Raw genomic sequence first — 19337 nt, forward strand, 5'->3', positions numbered from 1 at the left:
TCAGCGTGCAGCCGGCGGGCCGGCGGGCCGGCGGGCCGGCGGGAGCGGACGCCGGCGTAGGGGTGACCGGACGCCACGCTTCGGACCTCTCCGTTCCCACCGGACGCCCCGCGTTGGCACAACCCGCACGCCGTGCGACACTGCTAGCGACCACCCATGCGCCCGGCGCCCGTCCTCCGGGGCGTGCTCGCCGCGCGTCGGTGGCCCGCAGTACCGATCAAGTGGGGCACAAGAGTGAAGTTCGTAGGTCTCAGACGCGCGCAGGCGAAGCATCGCCGTGCCCTCTCGACGGCGGTCGCCACCGCCGTCACGGGCGGCGTCGTCGCCGGTGCGCTCCTCTATCCGGGTTTCGCGACCGCCGATGTCGACCTGAACGACGGCGGCGTGTGGGTCACCAACGAGAACCTCGGCATGGTGGGCCACCTCAACTACCAGTCACGCCTCCTCGACGGCGGGTACGCGGCCAACAGCGACGCCTTCGACCTCCGCCAGCAGGCGTCGACGGTCTTCAACATCAACACCGACCAGTCGAAGGTCAGCCCCGTCGACATCGCCGACGTGGTGCGCGGCACGGAGGTGCAGCTGCCGGGAGCGGCCGAGGTGGCCATGGGCGGCACCACGGTCGCCGTCACCGACCAGACATCCGGGACCATCTGGATCACCACCGCCGCCGACCTCGCAGGCTTCGACGACCAGGAGGAGGAACCCGTGTCCTCCGGGCCCGGCTCGGTGGCCGCCGTCTCCCCGACCGGTCGCGTGGTGGTCGCGAACCCGGAGGACGCCACCGTCACCACCTACGATGTCCGGCAGGACGGTTCATGGGAGGAGCCCGACGTCCGCGAGGTCCCTGAGCTCGCCGACTCCGGAGACCTGCAGGTCGCCGTGATCGGGCAGGACGCGGTGGTCTTCGACCCGGCGTCCGGGCAGGTCCTCCTCCCGGACGGGACGCTGGTGGCTTTCGACGACACCGAGCGGGCCGAGCTGCAGCAGAGCGGGCCCGCGGCGGATGCCGTCGCGATCGCCACCGAGACCTCGCTCATCCAGCAGCCGCTCGACGGCGGCGACGCCGTGGTGACGGACATCGGCAACGGCCGGCCCGCAGCGCCCGTGGTGCAGGGGACGTGCCTGCACGCCGCGTGGGCCGGAGCCGCCACCTACCTCCGCGACTGCCGCGACGACGCCGACGACCAGCGCCAGGACATCCCGAACATCGGGGCGGAGTCGGAGCTGGTCTTCCGCGTCAACCGCGAGGTGGTGGTGCTCAACGACACTGCGGCCGGGGACGTCTGGCTCGTCCAGCAGAACCTCGAGCTGGTGGACAACTGGGGTGACATCATCCCGCCGAAGGACGAGTCCGACGAGCAGGACGAGGAGTCCGCGAGCGAGAACCCTGTCAACACGCTGCCCGACCGCTCGGGGGAGAACCGCCCGCCCGTCGCCACCGACGACAGCTTCGGGGCGCGGGCCGGCCGGACCACCATCCTCAACGTCCTCGACAACGACACCGATCCCGACGGGGACCTGCTGACGGCCACCCTGGCGGGCGAGCAGCCGGCGTCGGGCACGGTGCAGAGCATCTACGACGGCGCCGGCATGCAGATCGTGGTGCCCGAGGACGCGCCGCAGGGCAGGAGCACCTACCGGTACGAGATCGAGGACGGAGGTGGCGGGACTGCCGGCGCGTCGGTCACGGTGGACGTCCGCGGCCCCGACACCAACGAGGCGCCGCGCGCGAAGCGGCCCACGACCATCCTCATGGAGCAGGGCCGGAGCGTCAGCCAGAACATCCTGAACACCTGGGAGGACCCCGACGGCGATGACCTGTTCCTGGTCAGCGCCGCGCCCACGCCCGACGGCGACCAGGTCCGGACCCGCTCCGACGGGCTCCTGACCTTCCGCGACGTCGGCAAGAGCCAGGGCGTCAAGGAGGTCGACATCGTGGTCTCGGACGGTGCCGAGCAGGTCGAGGGCACGATCGTCTTCGACGTCCGTGCCAACGGCGTCCTGCCCCCGGTCGCCAACTTCGACCACTTCACCGCCGTCGTGGGCCAGGAGGTGCAGCTCTCACCGCTGCAGAACGACCTCGACCCGGCCGGCGGGCAACTGAGCCTGGCGCGGGCGGAGGCCACGGGCGGGGACGCCCCGATCGCCCCTGATTACGAGACCGGGACGATCGCCTTCACACCCTCGGCCGCGGGCACCGCCTACGTCGAGTACCTGGTGACGAACGGCCCGCAGACTGCCACCGGCCTCATCCGGGTGGATGCCCGGACCAGCGGGATCGAGGGAGCGCCGGTGGCCGTCCGCGACGTCGCGCTCCTGCCCCGCAACGGCGACGTCCTGGTGGACGTCCTGGCCAACGACACCGACCCGACCGGCGGCGTGATGGTGGTGCAGTCCGTCAGCACCCCGGACGGGTCACCGCTGGACGTCGCCCTGCTGGACCACGACATCCTCCGCATCCATGACGTCCGCAGCCTCAACCAGCAGACCACCCTGACGTACACGGTCTCCAACGGCACCGTGTCCGCGACGGGCGAGGTCAGCGTGCTGTCCGTCGCAGGACCGGAGACCCTGCTCCCGCCGCAGGCCACGCCCGACACCGCCGCGGTGCGCGTGGGCGACGTCGTGAACATCCCGGTACTCGACAACGACACGCACCCCAACGGGGACGCCCTCACGCTCGATCCGGTGCTGGCCCAGTCCGTGGACCCCGCCGACGGCCGCATCTTCGCGTCGGAGAACGTGCTCCGCTTCGTCGCAGGTGAGACCGCCAAGACCGTCTACGCGATCTACGACGTCAAGGACAGCACGGGGCAGGTCGACTCCGCGGAAGTGCGGATCACCATCAAGGCGCGCGACGACGCGAAGAACGCCCAGCCCGTCCCGCGGAACCTGGAGGGCCGCGTGATCGCGGGGTCCACCATCCGTATCCCCGTACCGCTGGACGGCATCGACGCCGACGGCGACTCGGTGTTCCTCACCGGGATCGACAGCGCGCCGCGCCAGGGGGCCGCCGTCCCCGGCACCAACTACATCGACTTCACCGCTTCCGCGACGGGCGCCGGGACCGACTCCTTCACCTACCGCGTGCGGGACCGCTTCGGCCTGGAGAACACGGGGACGGTGCAGGTGGGCATCGCGCCGGCGGCGGAGTCCAACCAGCAGCCGGTCGCGGTCGACGACGGCGTCCTGCTGCGGCCCGGGCGGGCCATCGCGGTCGAGGCCCTGCGCAACGACTCCGACCCCGACGGAGATCCCCTGCGCCTGGTCCCGGAGGCGCTCTCCGCGGAGCCTGCCGGGATGGCGCCGGAGATCCGCGACGGCCGCATCCTGTTCACGGCGCCGGAGGAGCAGGGCACCTTCACGGTGCGGTACCGGGTCACCGACGGCCGGGGCGGGAGCGCCGACGCGGCGATCACCGTCACGGTCGACCAGAACGCCGAGCTGCTCCTGCCGATCGCCCGGGACGACCGCGTGGAGCCGTCCGAGACCAGGGGGGAGACCGCCGTCGTCGTCCCCGTCCTCGACAACGACGAGGATCCCGACGGCGTCCGCGAGGACCTCGAGGTGACCGTCGACCCCGCCTACGAGGGCGTCACGGTAGGCCGGGACGACGTGGTGACGGTCGATCTCACGGCCGAGGACCAGCTCATCCCGTACGAGGTCGAGGACATCGACGGCGGAGTTGCCCGCGCCGTGATCTGGGTTCCCCGTCTGGGCGAGCAGTACCCCACGCTGCTCTCCGACGCACCCCTCGACGTCACGGCCGGTGAGGACCTCGTCCTCGACCTCGGTGCCCTCGTCGAGGTACGCGAGGGGCGCACTCCACGCGTCACCGTCGCCGAGAAGGTCGTGGCCATCGGGGTCGACAACCAGGCCGAGCTGATCCGGGACCCGGGCACGCTCGTGTACGGTGCGGACCTCGACTACGCGGGTCGCGGTTCGATCACCTTCGAGGTGACGGACGGCAGCGGACCCGACGACCCCGAGGGTCTCAGCAGCACGCTGACCGTCCTGACGAACGTCATCCCCGCCGCGGAACGGAACATCCCCCCGACGCTGACGTCCGGGTCGCTCGAACCTGCGATCGCGGAGCCGGCGGTACCCCTGGACCTCCGGCAGCTGGCCGGCGACGCCAACCCCGAGGACGTCGACGCACTCGCCTTCGCGCTCGAGGGCGAGGTCCCGCCGGGGTTCGATGCCACGCTCGACGGGTCCGTGCTCGAGGTCCGCGCCACGGACGCGGCGCGCCCCGGGACGGTCGGCCGCCTCGGCATCTCGGTCACCGACGGCGAGGAGACGGCCATCAACGTCGTGGAACTCACCGTCCTCGCGTCCAGCCGCCCGCTCGCCGTCGCGAACACCGACGTAGTCCCCAAGGCCATCCAGGGTGAGCCCGTCACGGTGCCGGTCCTCGAGAACGATGCCAACCCGTTCGAGGACACGCCGCTGACCGTCGTGGACGCCACCGCCGACGCGAACGGCACCGCCACCCTGCAGGGCGACGCCGTCGTCGTGACTCCCGCAGCGGACTTCGTGGGCAGCATGACGGTGCAGTACACCGTGGGGGACAAGACCGAGGACAGCAACCGGTACGCGACCGGGCAGATCCGCCTCACCGTCGAGGGCACGCCGGGTGCGCCGGGCACGCCCACCGTCGAGTCCGTCCGCAGCAGGACCGCCGTCATGTCCTGGGATCCGCCGGCCAGCAACGGCTCACCGATCACCGGCTACACCGTGACCGGCACCAGCGGCGTGACGCAGCAGTGCCCGACGACCACGTGCACCATCACGGGACTGACCAACAACGTCGAGTACGTCTTCCAGGTCACGGCCACCAACGCGAACGGTACCTCCGACCCCTCTCCCGCGAGTGCCCCGGCCCGGCCGGACACCAAACCGGACCAGCCGGCCCCACCCACGCTGGTGTTCGGTGACCGCTCGCTGACGGTCGACTTCACGCCGCCCTCGAACGAGGGGTCCCCGATCGAGGGCTACGATCTGCAGATCTCACCCGCCCCGCCCGGCGGAGCGACCCAGCGCTCCGCCGCGGGCAGCCCCGTGGTCTGGGAGGGCCTCGAGAACGGGACGGCCTACCGCGTCCGCGTCCAGGCGCGCAACGCCGCCCCCGATCCCTCCGACTGGAGCGACTACTCCGCCGCCGAGACGCCCGCCGGACTGCCCGGGGTGCCACAGGCGCCGACCACGACGCGCGCGCAGTCCGTCGGTGCGCAGAGCCAGCTGTCCGTGGACTGGAACGACGCCGACCCCAACGGCGCCCCGGTGACGAAGTACCAGGTGCAGGAATTCCGCGGAGGCGCCCTCGTACGGACGCTCCCCGAGGCTCCCGCCTCCCAGCAGACCATCACCGTGGACAACGCGGAAGCCGACTACTCCTACGCGGTGCGCTCCTTCAACAGGGCCGGCTGGTCGGAGTACGGTGCGCCGTCCGCGCCACGGCGCGCGGTCGGCAATCCGGCACCACCGGCCCCGCCGCAACTGGTCGAGGCCGAGACCGGTGGAGCAGGCCGCGCCGTGACCATCACCTTCACCCCGCTCTCCGCCGCCCAGCGCAACGGCGCCCGCGAGGGCGAGGTCTCCTACGAGGCGAGCTTCAATGGTGGCGGCTGGCGGCCCCTGAGCCAGAACCAGACCGTCGGCGGCTTCGCCAACGGCGAGAATGTGACCGCGACCGTCCGGGCGCTCGTCACCAGCGACGGCTCGAGCTACACGAGCGACCCGGGCGCGCCCTCCGCCGCCGTGCGGCCGTACGGCTCACCCGGTGCGGCGACGGCGTCCGGGCGGGACGCACCGGAGGGTGACACCAGTGTCGACCTGAGCTGGGCTGCGCCGGACACGTCCCGGCACGACGTCGCTCGGGTGGAGATACGTGTTGACGGAGGCGGGTGGGAACAGGTCGGGGCCAGCGGGACGCGCAGCGTCGATGGTGGCTACGAGGAGGAGCATGTGCTCCGCGTCCGAGCGGTGAACTCGCGAGGTACGGCTGGTCCGGAGGCGTCGGCACGTGCCCGGGCCGGAGCCGAAAGGCGTCCCGACCAGGTGCCCACGACCCTTCACGGACAGATGGACCGAAGCTGCACTGATACTGCCAACAAAGCCAGCTACGATCCGAAGAAATTCACGTGTGACGGGATCAGTGCTGACCGCGAACCGTGGTTCTACGCCGGACAGAACTTCACCGTCGGGTGCTACATCCGTCATACCGACGGATACGGAACCACGGGCAACTGGTACCGGATCGTCAGTTCCCGCAACAGCGGACGATACGTCGATGCCGGGCACACGACGATCGGCCAGCCGAGCAAGACGAGTCCGGGCCCTTGCTGATGCCACGCTGGTGATCACGGCGTCCGGGTCGCACTGCGGACGACCCACCCGGCGGCGCCCGCAACCGGTGCCACCCGCTCCACCACCCGCTCCACCGCCAGACCCACCGACCGATCCACCGACTGATCCACCGACCGCCCCACCTATTCCATCCGAGGACGCACCACATGACCATGACCGCAGAACAGGCCACCTGGTTCGCCGGCACCTTCGACAAGCTCGTGGAGAACGTGGGCGAGGCCGTGCTCGGCAAGACGTTCGTGGTCCGCCTCGTCCTCACGGCCCTGCTGACCGAGGGTCATGTGCTCCTCGAGGACGCGCCGGGTACCGGCAAGACCATGCTGGCCCGCTCCCTAGCCGCGACGGTGCGGGGCAGCCACTCCCGCATCCAGTTCACCCCCGACCTCCTGCCCTCGGACGTCACCGGCGTGACGATCTACGACCAGAAGACGCAGAACTTCGAGTACCACCGGGGTCCCGTCTTCGCGAACATCGTCCTCGCCGACGAGATCAACCGGGCCTCGCCTAAGACGCAGTCCGCGCTCCTGGAGGTCATGGAGGAGTCGCGGGTGACGGTCGACGGCGTCAGCTACACCAACGAGCGGCCCTTCATGGTCATCGCCACCCAGAACCCGATCGAGCAGGCCGGGACGTACCGGCTACCGGAGGCGCAGCTGGACCGCTTCCTCATCAAGACCGAGATCGGCTACCCCGACCACGCCTCCACCGTGAAGCTGCTGAGCGGCGCGGCCACCCGGGACCGTTCGCTGGCGCTCACGCCGATCATCACCACGTCCGCCGTCGTGGAGATGGCGGACCTCGCCGCCGGCACCCACGTGGACCCCGCTGTGCTCGACTACATCTCGCGACTGACCGAGCAGACCCGCAGCGCGCCCGAGACACGGCTCGGCGTGAGCGTGCGCGGAGCCCTCGCGATGGTGCGCGCGGCGAAGGTCTGGGCCGCGGGGCAGGGCAGGCACTACGTGCTCCCGGACGACGTCAAGGAGCTGGCCCCCTTCGTGTGGACGCACCGCTTCGTCATGGACCCCGAGGCGGAGTTCGCGGGGGCGACGGCGGAAGCCGTCCTCCGCCGCGTGCTCGACGACGTCCCCGCGCCTCAGCAGCGCCTGTCCGCCTGACGGCTGCACCGACCGGATGAGGACAGCATGAGCTCCACCACGGCCCGCCGACCCCGCCCTCCCCGTGCGGCGGCGGACGGGACGACGCCGCAGCGGGCAGCGGCCGACCGAGGGAAGGACCGGGGGGCACGTGGACGGCCGGCTGCCGGTCGAGGCGCGGTTCGGGTACCAGCCGGACGGACCACCGCCGGCCTCGTCGCGGCCTCCCGCGTCGCTGCGCTCCTGCGACGAGCCCGAGAGCGCATCCGGCACGCCTCGGCACCGGTGACCGACGTCGTCGGGCCGCTCGGATGGTTGCTGCTCGGACTCGTCGCGCTCCTCGCCACGCTCGGGACGGCCCTCGGCTGGGACGAGGCCGTCATCGCGGCGGTGCTCGGAGCCGTGCTGCTGCTCCTCGCCGTGGCCTTCATCCTGGGCCGCTCCGCCTACGAGGTGGAGCTGGACCTCGCCCGCACCCGTGTGGCCGTCGGCGACCGTGCCGTCGGCGGTGTCACCGTTGCGAACGCCTCGGACCGCACCCTGCTCCCGGCGGCGCTGGAGCTGCCTGTCGGCGCCTCCACCGCGCTGTTCCACCTGCCCCGGCTGCGGCCGGGGCAGGAGCACGAGGACCTCTTCAGCATCCCGACCCAGCGACGCGCGGTGATCGTCGTCGGGCCCGTCCGCTCGGTGCGCCAGGATCCGCTCGGACTGCTCCGCCGGCAGGTGACCTGGACGGACCCGACGGACCTCTACGTCCACCCGCGCACCACCCCGCTCACCGGCTCGGCGGCCGGTTTCATCAAGGACCTCGAGGGGCTCCCCACCAGGGAGCTCTCGAATGCCGACGTCTCCTTCCACGCGCTGCGCGAGTACGTGCCGGGCGACGACCGCCGTCACATCCACTGGAAGACCACCGCGCGCACCAACACCCTCATGGTCCGCCAGTTCGAGGAGACCCGGCGCTCGCACCTGGCGGTCGCCCTGTCGGTCACCACTGCCGAGTACGACGGCGAGGCGGCCTTCGAACTCGCGGTCTCGGTCGCCGCGTCGATCGGCCTGCAGGCGCTGCGCGAGCAGCGGAACCTGAGTGTCCTGACGCAGGACGGCCCACTGCGCTCCGAGACCGGCCGTGCCCTGCTGGATGCCGTCACGCGCATCGAGGGCAGGGTCCTCCGCGCCACCGCCGTCGACCTCGCACGCACCACGGCCGACGCCGTCCCCAACGCCTCCGTGGTGTTCCTGGTGGTCGGCGCGTCGGTCACGCCGTCGCAGCTGCGCTCGGCCGCGGCCTCGATCCCGCCCGGCATCCGCTGCCTGGCGATCCGGTGTATCGACGGAGCGCCCGCCGCACGGGCGTCCATCGGCGACCTGACGGTGCTGACCCTCGGGGACCTCGATGATCTGGCCCTCGTCCTGCGGAAGGCCGCGGCGTGAGTACCGTGCGGCCTGCCGGCCGCGCGGGGACGGACCTGCCCACCGACGTCAGGATCGAGGCCGGACGCGGCACGCCGGAGGGACGTCCGGCCGGCGGGCGATCCCCTGTCCCGCCCCTGCAGGGGATCGTCGACGCCCTCGTGCTCCTCGTGCTCCTGGGTCTCGGTGTCCTCGCCTTCGGGCCCGCCTTCGGTGACGACCCGCGCTACCTGGTCGCCGGCGTCGGGGGCGTGGTGCTCGGCCTCGCACTGGCGTGGGAAGGCGCCCGCCGGGGCTGGCGCGCCTGGCGCATGGCCAATGGTGCGGCGCTGACCTACCTCGTGGCAGGTAGCGCGCTGGCCGCACCCCAGGAAGCCCTGGGGGGTGTCCTGCCGACCCTGCAGTCGCTCCGGGTGATCGTGCTCGGCGTCGTCCTGTCCTGGAAGGACCTGCTCACCGTCGCGCCGCCGGTCGGGACGGCGAGCGGCATGCTCGTGGTGCCCTTCCTGGCGGCGCTCGTGTGTGCGGTCGTGGCGGGCACACTGGCGTGGCGAGATCGCGGGGCGGGCTGGACCCTCGTCCCGGTCCTCGTCTTGTTCGGCGGGTGCATCGCCCTCGGGACGGATCGGGTGTCCCTGCCGGCCGTCCGCGGCACGTTGCTCCTCCTGGTGGCCCTCGTCTGGCTCGCCTACCGGCGGGACCTCCAGCGGGTCGGCGCCACGCGCTCCCTCGTCCCCGCGGATCCGGTGGACCCGACCGTAACAACCGTGGGGCGGAACAGGCGCCTCGCGCTCGGCGCCGGCATGCTCGCCGTGGGGACGCTGCTGACCCTCGCCGTCACGCCGCTCGTGACGGGCGGCTCCGATCGCCAGGTCCTCCGGGACGTCGTCGAGCCTCCCGTGGACCTCTATGCCTACCCGAGCCCGCTGACGAGTTTCCGCACCTATGTGAAGGACAGCACCGACGACGTCCTCTTCACCGTCGAGGGGCTCCCCGAGGGCGAACGCCTCCGCCTGGCCGCCCTGGACACCTACGACGGCGTGGTCTACAACGTGGACCCGCAGGCCGCCGGGAGCTTCTCGCGCGTGGGTGACGCAGCCCGGCTGAGCGGGGCCGGCGGTGACCCGGCGAGCGGCACACGTGCGCGGCTGGCCATCACGGTGGGTGAGTACTCCGGTGTCTGGTTGCCAGCCGCCGGCGACGTCGAGGGCGTGCGCCTCGGGGGACCGCGCGGAGAGGACCTGGGCCGCGCGCTGTACTACAACGACGACGCGCGGACGGCGCTGTCCACCATCGGCGTCCAGGAGGGGGATGCCTACGAGGTCGACGCCGTCTTCCCCGAGAAGCTGAGCGACGAACAGCTCGCCCAGTACGACTTCGCCCAGCTCTCCCTGCCGCGCGTCGTGAACGATCCGCCGGTGATCGCGACGAAGTCCGCCGAGTACATCGGATCGGCCGCGGAACCGCTCGAGCGCGCCCGCAGCCTCGAGCAGGTGCTCAGCGCCCAGGGGTACTTCAGCAACGGGAAGGACGACGAGGCACGGTCCCTGCCCGGTCATGGGGCGGCGCGCATGCTGTCCCTGCTCGACGCCGACGAGATGGTGGGTGACGACGAGCAGTACGCCGTCGCCATGGCCCTGATGGCGCGCAAGGCGGACATCCCGGCCCGTGTGGTCATGGGCTTCTACCCGGACTGGAACGAGGTCCAGGACCCCTCGGCCCCCCTCCAGATCACCGGTGAGGACGTGCACGCGTGGGTGGAGATCGCGTTCGACGGCGCCGGGTGGGTCCCCTTCGACCCCACGCCCCCGGAGGACAACGAACCGGTGCCGCCGCAGCAGCAGCCGAAATCCTCGCCGAAGCCGCAGGTCCTGCAGCCCCCGCCGCCACCGCAGGAACCGGCCGAACTGCCGCCGGACTCCGCCCCCGAGGCCCAGGACGCGGAGGACCGCGAGAAGGACCTCCTCGACGAGCTGGCCCCGGTGCTGACACTGATCGGCCTCGCCGCGATCCCCGTCGTCCTGCTGGTGCTGCCCCTCGTGGTCGTCGCAGCGCTCAAGGCACGACGCCGCAGGCGGCGCCGATTCACGGGCGAGCCCGCCCAGCGGGTCGGCGGCGGCTGGAGCGAGGTCCTGAGTCTCGCGACGGATCTCGGTGCCGAGCTGGATCCACGGGCGACCCGACGGGAGAGCGCCGCCGCCCTCGGCGCCTCCTTCCCGTCCGGCCGGTCCGGCACGGCGGTCCTCGCCCGGCGGGCCGACGCGGGGATCTTCGGGTCCGGGCAGCCCTCCGATGAGGAGGTCGAGGACTACTGGCGATCGGTCGACGCTTCCCTCGGCGAGCTCCGGGGATCCGTCGGGTACTGGAAGCGGCAGCGCGCCCGCTACTCGCCCCGATCGCTGCGCCGGGAGCGGCGACTGCGCGCCGACGCGCGCCGGCGTGACGCGAAGGGTGCTGACGGCCCGCCGACGTCCTCCGCGGCGGGCCGACGGGCAGAGGGCAGAATGGGGTCATGACCGACCATCGAGCCCGCCCTGCCGCGACACCCCCTCCGCTTCGCCGGCCCGCTCCCGGGAACCACCATGAGTGAGCCGCAGGCCCACGGCTCGCACGCCGTCGACGTCGGCGCTGCGTCGGGCAGTGGTGCGTCGAGCGGGCACGGCACCGCGGACCAGGGCGGAAAGGGGTACGGCGCGCGCGGTGGCCCCGCTGTCCCGGCCGACGCAGACCCCGAGCGCGACGACGCCCGCCGCTCCTCCCCGAGCCTCGGCATCCGGCTCACGTACGGGTTCGGTACGGATCGGGGCCTCCGCCGCGAGCTGAACGAGGACTCCTTCATCGCCGTGGAGCCAGTGTTCGCCGTGGCCGACGGCATGGGCGGCCACGAGGCCGGAGAGGTGGCCAGCAGCATCTGCGTACGGACGCTGGGTGCCAGCAGCATCATCGGCAGCAGGGCGCCGCAGTTCACCGCGAACGATCTCGAGGACCTCATCCGGGACGCGGACCAGCGCATCCGCAGCGAGGCGGGCGGCCACGCGGGCACCACGCTGACCGGCGCCGTGCTCGTCGAGGAATCCGGCGCGCCCTACTGGCTCTTTTTCAACGTGGGTGATTCACGGACGTACCGCCTCAGCGGCGGCACCTTCGGCCAGATCTCCGTGGACCATTCCGAGGTCCAGGAACTGGTGGATATCGGCCGCATCACGGAGGAGGAGGCGCGCACGCACCCGCGCCGGCACGTCGTCACGCGGGCGCTCGGGACGGGTGACGACGCCGAGGCGGACTTCTGGCTCATGCCCGTCGAGGAGGGTGACCGCATCCTCCTGTGCTCCGACGGGCTGAGCGGGGAGGTCACGGATGACGGTATCTGCACCATCCTCAGCACCGTGCAGGACCCGCAGGAGGCCTGCGACGAGCTGATCGCCGCGACCCTCCGCTCCGGCGCGCGGGACAACGTCACCGTGATCGTGATCGACGCGAGCGACCTCGGCGGCCACGACGCGGACGCCATCACGGTGCCGCGGGGCGGCCTCTTCGCCGCGGACGGGGACGCCCGGCTTCCCGGTGCGCCGGCGTGAACCCTGGACCGCTCGGGTACAGCCCGGGGGAGTGGCTCTGCCTCGTCCGGCACGGGCTCGTCGCCGTCGTCCCGCGATCGACGCTCGTCGAGGACAGTGAGCGCCTGTGGGAGGCGTTGCTTCCGGGCGTCTCGCTCGGTCAGCTGCTGCCGGTGGCCGCACGCGGGCTGGGCGCCGGACTCGACACGGTGCCGCCCTTCGCGCTCCTGGCCGTCGGTGAGGACCTGCACGTGATGCTACGGGGTCCGTTCGCACTGACGACGCGGGAAGAGGGGGCCGAGACGGCGCGGGTGGCCGGGGGTGGACGCATCACCACGTGGACGGAGAGCGTCATCGAGGGTGGTGGCCGCGCGGCCTTCGAGCTCGCCTGCGGTGAAGCAGTGACGCCGGGCCCGCTGTATCCGGTGGAGTCGGGCATGGTGCTGGCCTCGGTCGTCCGTGGCGGTACGCGCGTCCCGGGCACGCCCGACGTCGTCCGGGTCTCCGCTGCCGACGGGGTGTCCAGCAGCCCCGCGCGAGAGGCCGTGGTACCCGTGACCCGACCAGCGGCTGCGGACCCATCCCGGCCGACCGACCCGGTGCCCGTCCGGCCCACCCGTCCGGTGAAGACCCTGATCGACTCCATCCCCTGGCTGCGCGCCGACGCGGAGGGCGCCGGCTCCGGAGGGAGCGACGTCGGGACCGCCGACGCCGGCACCGCCGCGGCCGCGGGGCCCGCCGACGCCAACGCCGACGCCGATGAGCCACGGTCCGCGCCGATCCTCGCAGGCATGAGCGATCACGACGGTGACACCATCATGGGCCCACCCTCGCCCGATGCGGATTCCGACCAAGCGGACGTACGGATACCGGAAGTACCAGCACCTGCGGTGCCGGTATCTGCAGCGCCGGCACTTCAGGCTCCGGGCGAGGCGGAGGGCCGGAGGCCGGCCGACCCGCAGGCCGTGGGCGACGCCGACTCCGCGGACACGATCGTCCGGCCCGGCGCCGCTGGTCCCGATGCCGAGGAGCGCTCGCTCCGGCCGCCGTCGAGCCCGGGTACGGGTCCGATGGTCGTGGCACGCCTGTGCCGGCAGGGGCACGCCAACGCGCCCACCCGTACCGTGTGCAGCCACTGCGGGTCCGGGCTGAAGGACGAGACGGAACAGGTGCGGCGCCCCAGCCTCGGGCAGGTGCGGCTGAGTACTGGCGAGGTGTTCGAGCTCGACCGGTCGCTGGTGTTCGGGCGGCAGCCCTCCGTCTCGCGGGTCGCCGGCCGGGAGATGCCGCGGCTCGTGCAGGTGCCGAGCGGCGGTGGTGACATCTCACGCTCGCACGTCGAGGTGCGCCTGGACGGCTGGCACGTCCTGCTCTGCGACCTGCGGGCCACCAACGGCACGCTGCTGCTCCGAGCAGGCCAACCACCGCGCCGGCTCGGTGAAGGCGAGACGGCCTTCCTGCTCGACGGCGACGTCGCCCAGCTAACCGACGACGTCTCCCTGCGCTTCGAGGGACTGCCGTGAGCCCGAAGCGACTTCCTGCGCCGCCCCCCGCCCTTCCCGGCTACCGCTACATCAGCCTCCTCGGTTCCGGCGGATTCGCCGACGTCTACCTGTACGAGCAGGACCGCCCGCGTCGACGGGTCGCCGTCAAGGTGCTCCTCTCGGACCTGCGTACCGACGGCGCGCGCCGGGCCTTCGAGGCCGAGGCGAATCTGATGGCGCAGCTGTCCTCCCACCCGTACATCGTCACTATTTTCGAGGCGGACACCACGGCGGACGGGCACTCCTACCTCGCCATGGAGTACTGCTCCCGGCCCAGCCTCGACGTCCGCTACCGCAGTGGCCGGCTCTCGGTCGCGGAGGCACTGACGGTCGGCGTCCAGGTGGCGTCGGCGGTCGAGTCGGCGCACCGTGCGGGGATCGCGCACCGGGACATCAAGCCGGCCAACATCCTCGTCACGGACTACAATCGTCCCGCCCTCACCGACTTCGGGATCTCGGGCACCATCGGCGGGACGGGTGATGTGCAGGACCACGGCATGTCCGTCCCGTGGTCACCGCCCGAGGTGTTCGGGGACGGGGCGGTGGACGGTTTACTCGCGGACGTGTGGTCCCTGGGTGCGACCGTCTACACCCTGCTGGCCGGTCACTCTCCCTTCGTGCAGCCGGGTGCGGACAACGGGCAACTCGCGCTGATGGACCGGATCGGATCTGCACCGTTGCGTCGGACGCACCGCGAGGACGTCCCGGACTCTCTCGAACTGGCGCTCGCCACGGCGATGTCGAAGCCGCCGTCGTCGCGCTTCACCTCCGCCTACTCGTTCGGACTGACGCTGCAGCGCATCCAGACCGAGCTCGGATTCTCGGTCACGCCCTTCGAGGTCCTCGACGAGACCGGGGACACGGTCGGCGAGAACGACGGCGAGGAGGCGACGCGCGTACGGCGCGTCCTGTCGATCGACCCCGGCGCCGGCACGTCCCGGCCGTCCTTCGCCGACGCCCCGACCACCCGCCCCGCGACCCCCCGGTTCCTGCCCGTTCAGACGGGGCAGGACGCAGCGCAGGAGGATCCGGACGAGGGACGGACGATCCTCCGCGGGTCCCGCAGATCCTCCGGAGCACGCGGAACGGGCACGGCATCCGGCGCAGCGGGAGCGGACACGGGCACCACGGGTCGCACGACGTCGTCGACCCTCCCGTCCGGGGCGGAAGCAACGCCGCTCCACGCCCCGGAACGCGGGGCACGGCCCGCACGCCGGGCGTCCGCTCTGCTCGCGGCGGGCGTTGCCGTGGTGGGCGGGATCGTCATCGCCGCCGTCGCGTCGGGCGGGACGGATGAGGACACCGGGCCGCCGCCGGGCTTCACGCAACCCCCCGCCGATCCGCTCGCGGGGGTGGAGGGCAACGTGCCACCGCCCGAAGCGGTGCAGGGCAGCGCGGATGGAGACACGGTCACGTTCAGCTGGACCAATCCCGACCCGCGGGACGGGGACGTCTACCGGTTCCGCACCGTCACGGTGCGGGAGACGACCGACTGGACCCGGACGCTGCAGACCACCGCCTCGGTGCCGGCGGACCCGTCCGGCACCACGTGCATCGACGTCCAGACAGCGCGCAGCAACGGCCAGGGGTCGGAGCCTGCGGCCGCGTGCTGGCCCGAACAGCCCGAATAGCCCGAATAGCCCGAACAGCTGGGAGAGGATGACCATGGGGGAGCTTGCGCTCGACTACTGCGGGGAGTGGCACGAGCCGCCCGACGACGCCGTGTTCAGCATCGGCCGGGAGGGGGACCTGGAGGTGGACGAGAACCCGTACCTCCACCGGCAGTTCCTGGAGATCGCCCGGCAGAACGGCATCTGGTGGCTGTCCAACGTGGGCAGCATGATCTCGGCGACCGTCGCGGATACCACCGGCGGCATGCAGGCCTGGGTCGCGCCGGGTGCGCGCATCCCCATCGTCTTCGGCCAGACGCGGGTCGTCTTCACCGCCGGACCGACCACCTACGAGTTCGACATCCACCTGCGGACCCCGGCTTTCCGGCAACAGGCGAGGGCGGAGGACAGCGGCGGAGCGGCCACGATCGGTCCCGTGCGGTTCACCGATGCCCAGAAGGCCGTGATCGTCGCGCTCGCGGAACCCATGCTGCGGCGGGAGGGTACCGGCTACAGCGCCATCCCCTCGTCCGCCCAGGCTGCCGAGAAGCTCGGGTGGGCGCTGACCCGCTTCAACCGCAAGCTGGACAACGTGTGCGACAAGCTGGACCGGGTGGGTGTGGTGGGACTCCGCGGCGGAGCAGGCAGGCTGGCCACCAACAGGCGTGCCCGGCTCGTCGAGCACGCGATCACCTCCCACCTCGTCACGGCCGAGGATCTCGGGTTGCTCGACACCCAGCACGGCCGCGCCGAGGACGAATGATCCCCCGGACGGGTGGCGGAGGAACCGGCTCCGCGCCCACCTAGAATCAGGACGGTCGGTGTCGCACGGTGAAGGGGACGTCCCTGCACGGCACCCCCAGGAAGACAGGACCCACCCCATGGCCCCGAAGCTCGTCAACGCCCTCGCCCGACAGCGCGTCCTCGCAAAGGTGCTGGACGCCGTCCTGCCCGCGCTGGCGCTCGCGGTCGCCCTCCTGATCGGTGGCCGGAGCGCGGCGGTGCTGACGGCCTCAGGTCTGACGCTGCTGTACTGGATCGGTGTGCTCGTCTGGGAATCGGTGTCGGGACGGACGCCGGGCAACGTGGTGGTGGGCCTCAGGACCGTCGGTCCCGCCGGCGGACCCCCGGGATTCGGCGCCGTCTGCGTCAGGGCGCTGGCCCTGGCAGCCGCGTCGATCGTCCCGCTGATCGGTCCCGTCCTGGTGCTCGTCTCCAACCTCTGGGACCGTGACGGGCAGCGGAGGGGCTGGCATGACAAGCTCGTGGGGACCTTTGTGGTGGACGTCCGCGCAGGCCGCGATCCGCTGGTCACCGGGGGCATCGACGGCCCGGGTGTGCGCGACGTCGCGCACGGCGAGGATGCAGGCATCGGAACGGTGCCGGTCCGAGCGGACGCGGCTGTCAGCGGCCCGGCCGGCGACCGGGCGGAGGACCTGGTGCTCGCCGGGCGGAGGGCGCCGGGGCGGCAGGTCGGGGGCCCGACCGACCGCTTCGCGCCGCCGATCCCGGCACCGGCATCGGGTGCGGCGGGAGAAGCCCCGACCGGGGTGGCCGCCGCGGCCCCGGCAACCACTCCGACGGAAGCCTCAGCAACTGATCACGCGGCCGGGGTCGCTCACCGGGCACCCGCCGCGGAGGCTGCAACGGGACCTGCCGATGGCGCTGACCGGGCGTCCGCCGGCGTCACCGCATCCACACCCGCCGGCGGTGCTGCCGCGGCCGACGTCGCCGCCGGCGCGACCTGGGCGCCCTACGACGGGCAGGCGGCCGGTCGCGCCGCGCGCGACCCGGACGGCTCGGCAGGCGTTCCCGCCGTCCCCGCGCAGCGCGTTCTCGTGTTCGACGACGGGACGGAGGTGGACATCGCCGGGCAGGCCCTGATCGGCCGCAACCCGGAACCGCGGGCCGGAGAGTCGGTCAACTACCTCATCAACTTCGCCGATCTCAACCGGTCCGTCTCGAAGACCCACGTGCATGTGGGCGTGGACGACGGTGCGGTGTGGGTGACCGATCGCGGCTCCACCAACGGCAGCTTCCTCGTGGACCAGACCGGGGTGGAGCAGCCGCTCCACCCCGAGGTACCGATGCTGCTGCCCTCGGGGTGCGGCGTCCGCTTCGGCGACAGACGGTTCACCGTCCGCTAGCTCCGCCCGGCCGCCAGCCGGTCAGCCCGCCGCCGGGCCCGTCAGCCCGCAGGCCGGTCAGCCCGCAGGCCGGTCAGCCCGGCGGCACGAGGGCCAGCGCTCCAGCCCGTCAGCCCGCCTGCCGGTCAGCCCGGCGGCGTGAGGGCCAGCGCCCCCAGCAGGGAGGCATACGCCTCGAGGGGGTGCTGCCGTCCCGGGATCTCCTCCTGCGGATACTGCACGGCGAGGGACTGGACGGGAGCAGCCCCGAGGAGCCGCGCGTCCCCGCCGGACTCCTCCGCGAGGCGCACAGCGGGTGCGGCGCCGGTCGCAGCGAGTGCCTCCGGACCGAAGAGGGCGACGGCGGGAACTGTGGAGCCGGTGAAGCGCGCCGGCCGGGTCAGGCCGGTGTAGCCCACCCCGTGTCCGACGAGCGCCGTGCGTGCCCGTGCCGCGTGCAGCGCCCCGGCGAGTCCGGCCAGGTCCGCGGAGGACAGGGGGTCGTCGCTCTCCGCCAGGATCTCGAGCGATTCGACCACGGCGTCGGAGGTGCGCTCGACGGTCAGCACCCCGATCGCCGGGACGGGGCTGCTGCTGCCGGCGCGTGGCGTGCCGCGGACCACCAGGCGCGTGGACCGGGGCGACCTCGTGTAGGTGAAGGAGGACAGCGCCTGTGCATCCCACGGTTCGCTGACGGGTTCGTGGAGACCCCAGCCGACGGGCGCCGATCCGGTGAGGGCCACGAAGACGGTCTCGGTGAATGTCCCGATCCGCGCAGCCAGGGAGGCCTGGTGGACGGTTTCCGCGCGCAGGTGGAGGTAGCCGGAGGGGCGGGGCTCGGCGAGGAGGAAATGGGACTCCACCTCCGGCTCGTCGCGGGGCGCCACGCCGTCGGCCGACCATTCGAGGACCTGCCCGGTGAAGCCGTCGTAGAGGGCGTTGGCCGGGCTCGTGGCGATCCAGCGGCAGCCGCTCCCGCCGAGCAGGGTCGCGAGGGGAAGGGTGATGGTCGCCGAGGAGGGCGTGAGGACGGCGAACTGGCGCCCCGAGGAGGTTGCCGAGGCGTAGCCGCGGGCTATCCACGAGGTCAGGGCGACCACGGGCGTGTCCTGCAGCACGGCGCACAGTCCTGCACTCGCGTAGTCGAAGGGGTGCTCGGCGGTCGGGCCCGTCATGGGTTCTCCCCGATCAGCGGGTGGGGTGGCGCCGTCCGCGGTGCGACCACGACCCCGCGGCACCGACGGGCGACGGCGTGCGCCAGGGCTTCCGCCAGGTGGTCGGTGCGGGGCACGTTGGCCGATGCATGCAGATCCTGCCACCACACCGGCGAGGGACCGTCGGCGGCGCCCGGGGAGGTGAAGAGGTCCGGGATGCCGACGGATCCCTCCGGTGCCGAGACGTCGGCGCCCGGGTGCAGCCTGGCGAGCTCGGCCGGCGTGTGGACGAGCTTCGCCCGCTCGACGACGAGGAGCGTCACCGACCGGTCGTCCAGCAGCTCCAGATAGTGCCCGTCCTCGGACGGACGTATGTCGACGGCGTCGACCACATGACGCAGGGCCTCGATGACGACACATTCGGTCGGTTCGTCGACGGACAGCACGATCCAGTCCCTGCTCAT

The 19337-nt window shown here is 72.4% G+C and carries 11 protein-coding genes; 9 read left to right on the plus strand and 2 right to left on the minus strand.

Features of this window, described 5'->3' with window-relative positions; all coding sequences use genetic code 11:
* Positions 1-156: 156 nt before the first annotated feature.
* The 9 genes from FNH21_RS13500 (at position 157) to FNH21_RS13540 (ending at position 17740) form a co-directional block, all read left to right on the plus strand.
* Positions 157-6351: an Ig-like domain-containing protein gene (locus FNH21_RS13500; RefSeq protein WP_152816568.1), complete on the plus strand. Its 6195-nt coding sequence runs from the start codon at positions 157-159 to the stop codon at positions 6349-6351.
* Positions 6352-6518: 167 nt separating this feature from the next.
* Positions 6519-7490: an AAA family ATPase gene (locus FNH21_RS13505; protein WP_152816570.1), complete on the plus strand. Its 972-nt coding sequence runs from the start codon at positions 6519-6521 to the stop codon at positions 7488-7490.
* A 27-nt stretch (positions 7491-7517) separates the two neighbouring features.
* Positions 7518-8903: a DUF58 domain-containing protein gene (locus tag FNH21_RS13510; RefSeq protein ID WP_152816572.1), complete on the plus strand. Its 1386-nt coding sequence runs from the start codon at positions 7518-7520 to the stop codon at positions 8901-8903.
* On the plus strand, positions 8900-11398 hold the full coding sequence (locus FNH21_RS13515) for a transglutaminase TgpA family protein (protein ID WP_338403287.1): 2499 nt from the start codon (positions 8900-8902) through the stop codon (positions 11396-11398). Before FNH21_RS13510 ends, FNH21_RS13515 begins: the two co-directional genes overlap by 4 nt.
* A 66-nt stretch (positions 11399-11464) precedes the next feature.
* Positions 11465-12460 (plus strand): PP2C family protein-serine/threonine phosphatase, encoded by a 996-nt coding sequence (locus FNH21_RS13520; RefSeq protein WP_152816574.1) that lies wholly within the window; start codon positions 11465-11467, stop codon positions 12458-12460.
* Positions 12457-13962 carry a hypothetical protein gene (locus tag FNH21_RS13525; RefSeq protein ID WP_152816576.1) on the plus strand — a complete coding sequence of 502 codons (1506 nt, stop codon included), beginning with the start codon at positions 12457-12459 and terminating at the stop codon, positions 13960-13962. The genes FNH21_RS13520 and FNH21_RS13525 overlap by 4 nt, the downstream gene beginning before the upstream one ends.
* Positions 13959-15614 (plus strand): protein kinase domain-containing protein, encoded by a 1656-nt coding sequence (locus FNH21_RS13530; protein ID WP_191931979.1) that lies wholly within the window; start codon positions 13959-13961, stop codon positions 15612-15614. Before FNH21_RS13525 ends, FNH21_RS13530 begins: the two co-directional genes overlap by 4 nt.
* Before the next feature lie 34 nt (positions 15615-15648).
* Positions 15649-16356 (plus strand): hypothetical protein, encoded by a 708-nt coding sequence (locus FNH21_RS13535; RefSeq protein WP_152816578.1) that lies wholly within the window; start codon positions 15649-15651, stop codon positions 16354-16356.
* A gap of 118 nt (positions 16357-16474) precedes the next feature.
* Positions 16475-17740, plus strand: coding sequence for an RDD family protein (locus FNH21_RS13540; RefSeq protein WP_152816580.1), 1266 nt, complete (start codon positions 16475-16477; stop codon positions 17738-17740).
* A gap of 125 nt (positions 17741-17865) precedes the next feature.
* Here the strand turns inward: FNH21_RS13540 and FNH21_RS13545 are convergent, their stop codons facing one another.
* Together FNH21_RS13545 and FNH21_RS13550 are read right to left on the minus strand one after the other, a co-directional pair.
* A complete protein-coding gene (locus tag FNH21_RS13545) occupies positions 17866-18894 on the minus strand; it encodes a DUF6177 family protein (protein WP_152816583.1) in 1029 nt (342 codons plus the stop codon).
* Entirely contained in the window at positions 18891-19337 is a 447-nt protein-coding gene (locus FNH21_RS13550) for a hypothetical protein (RefSeq protein ID WP_152816585.1), read from the minus strand. Before FNH21_RS13550 ends, FNH21_RS13545 begins: the two co-directional genes overlap by 4 nt.

Source organism: Arthrobacter bussei, from assembly GCF_009377195.2.
Classification (GTDB): domain Bacteria; phylum Actinomycetota; class Actinomycetes; order Actinomycetales; family Micrococcaceae; genus Arthrobacter_D; species Arthrobacter_D bussei.

Excerpts from the sequence above, each read along its gene's own strand:
- FNH21_RS13500 (WP_152816568.1), top strand. The coding sequence starts at position 157 with ATGCGCCCGGCGCCCGTCCTCCGGGGCGTGCTCGCCGCGCGTCGGTGG.
- FNH21_RS13505 (WP_152816570.1), top strand. The coding sequence starts at position 6,519 with ATGACCATGACCGCAGAACAGGCCACCTGGTTCGCCGGCACCTTCGAC.
- FNH21_RS13510 (WP_152816572.1), top strand. The coding sequence starts at position 7,518 with ATGAGCTCCACCACGGCCCGCCGACCCCGCCCTCCCCGTGCGGCGGCG.
- FNH21_RS13520 (WP_152816574.1), top strand. The coding sequence starts at position 11,465 with ATGAGTGAGCCGCAGGCCCACGGCTCGCACGCCGTCGACGTCGGCGCT.
- FNH21_RS13535 (WP_152816578.1), top strand. The coding sequence starts at position 15,649 with ATGGGGGAGCTTGCGCTCGACTACTGCGGGGAGTGGCACGAGCCGCCC.
- FNH21_RS13540 (WP_152816580.1), top strand. The coding sequence starts at position 16,475 with ATGGCCCCGAAGCTCGTCAACGCCCTCGCCCGACAGCGCGTCCTCGCA.
- FNH21_RS13545 (WP_152816583.1), bottom strand. The coding sequence starts at position 18,894 with ATGACGGGCCCGACCGCCGAGCACCCCTTCGACTACGCGAGTGCAGGA.
- FNH21_RS13550 (WP_152816585.1), bottom strand. The coding sequence starts at position 19,337 with ATGAGCAGGGACTGGATCGTGCTGTCCGTCGACGAACCGACCGAATGT.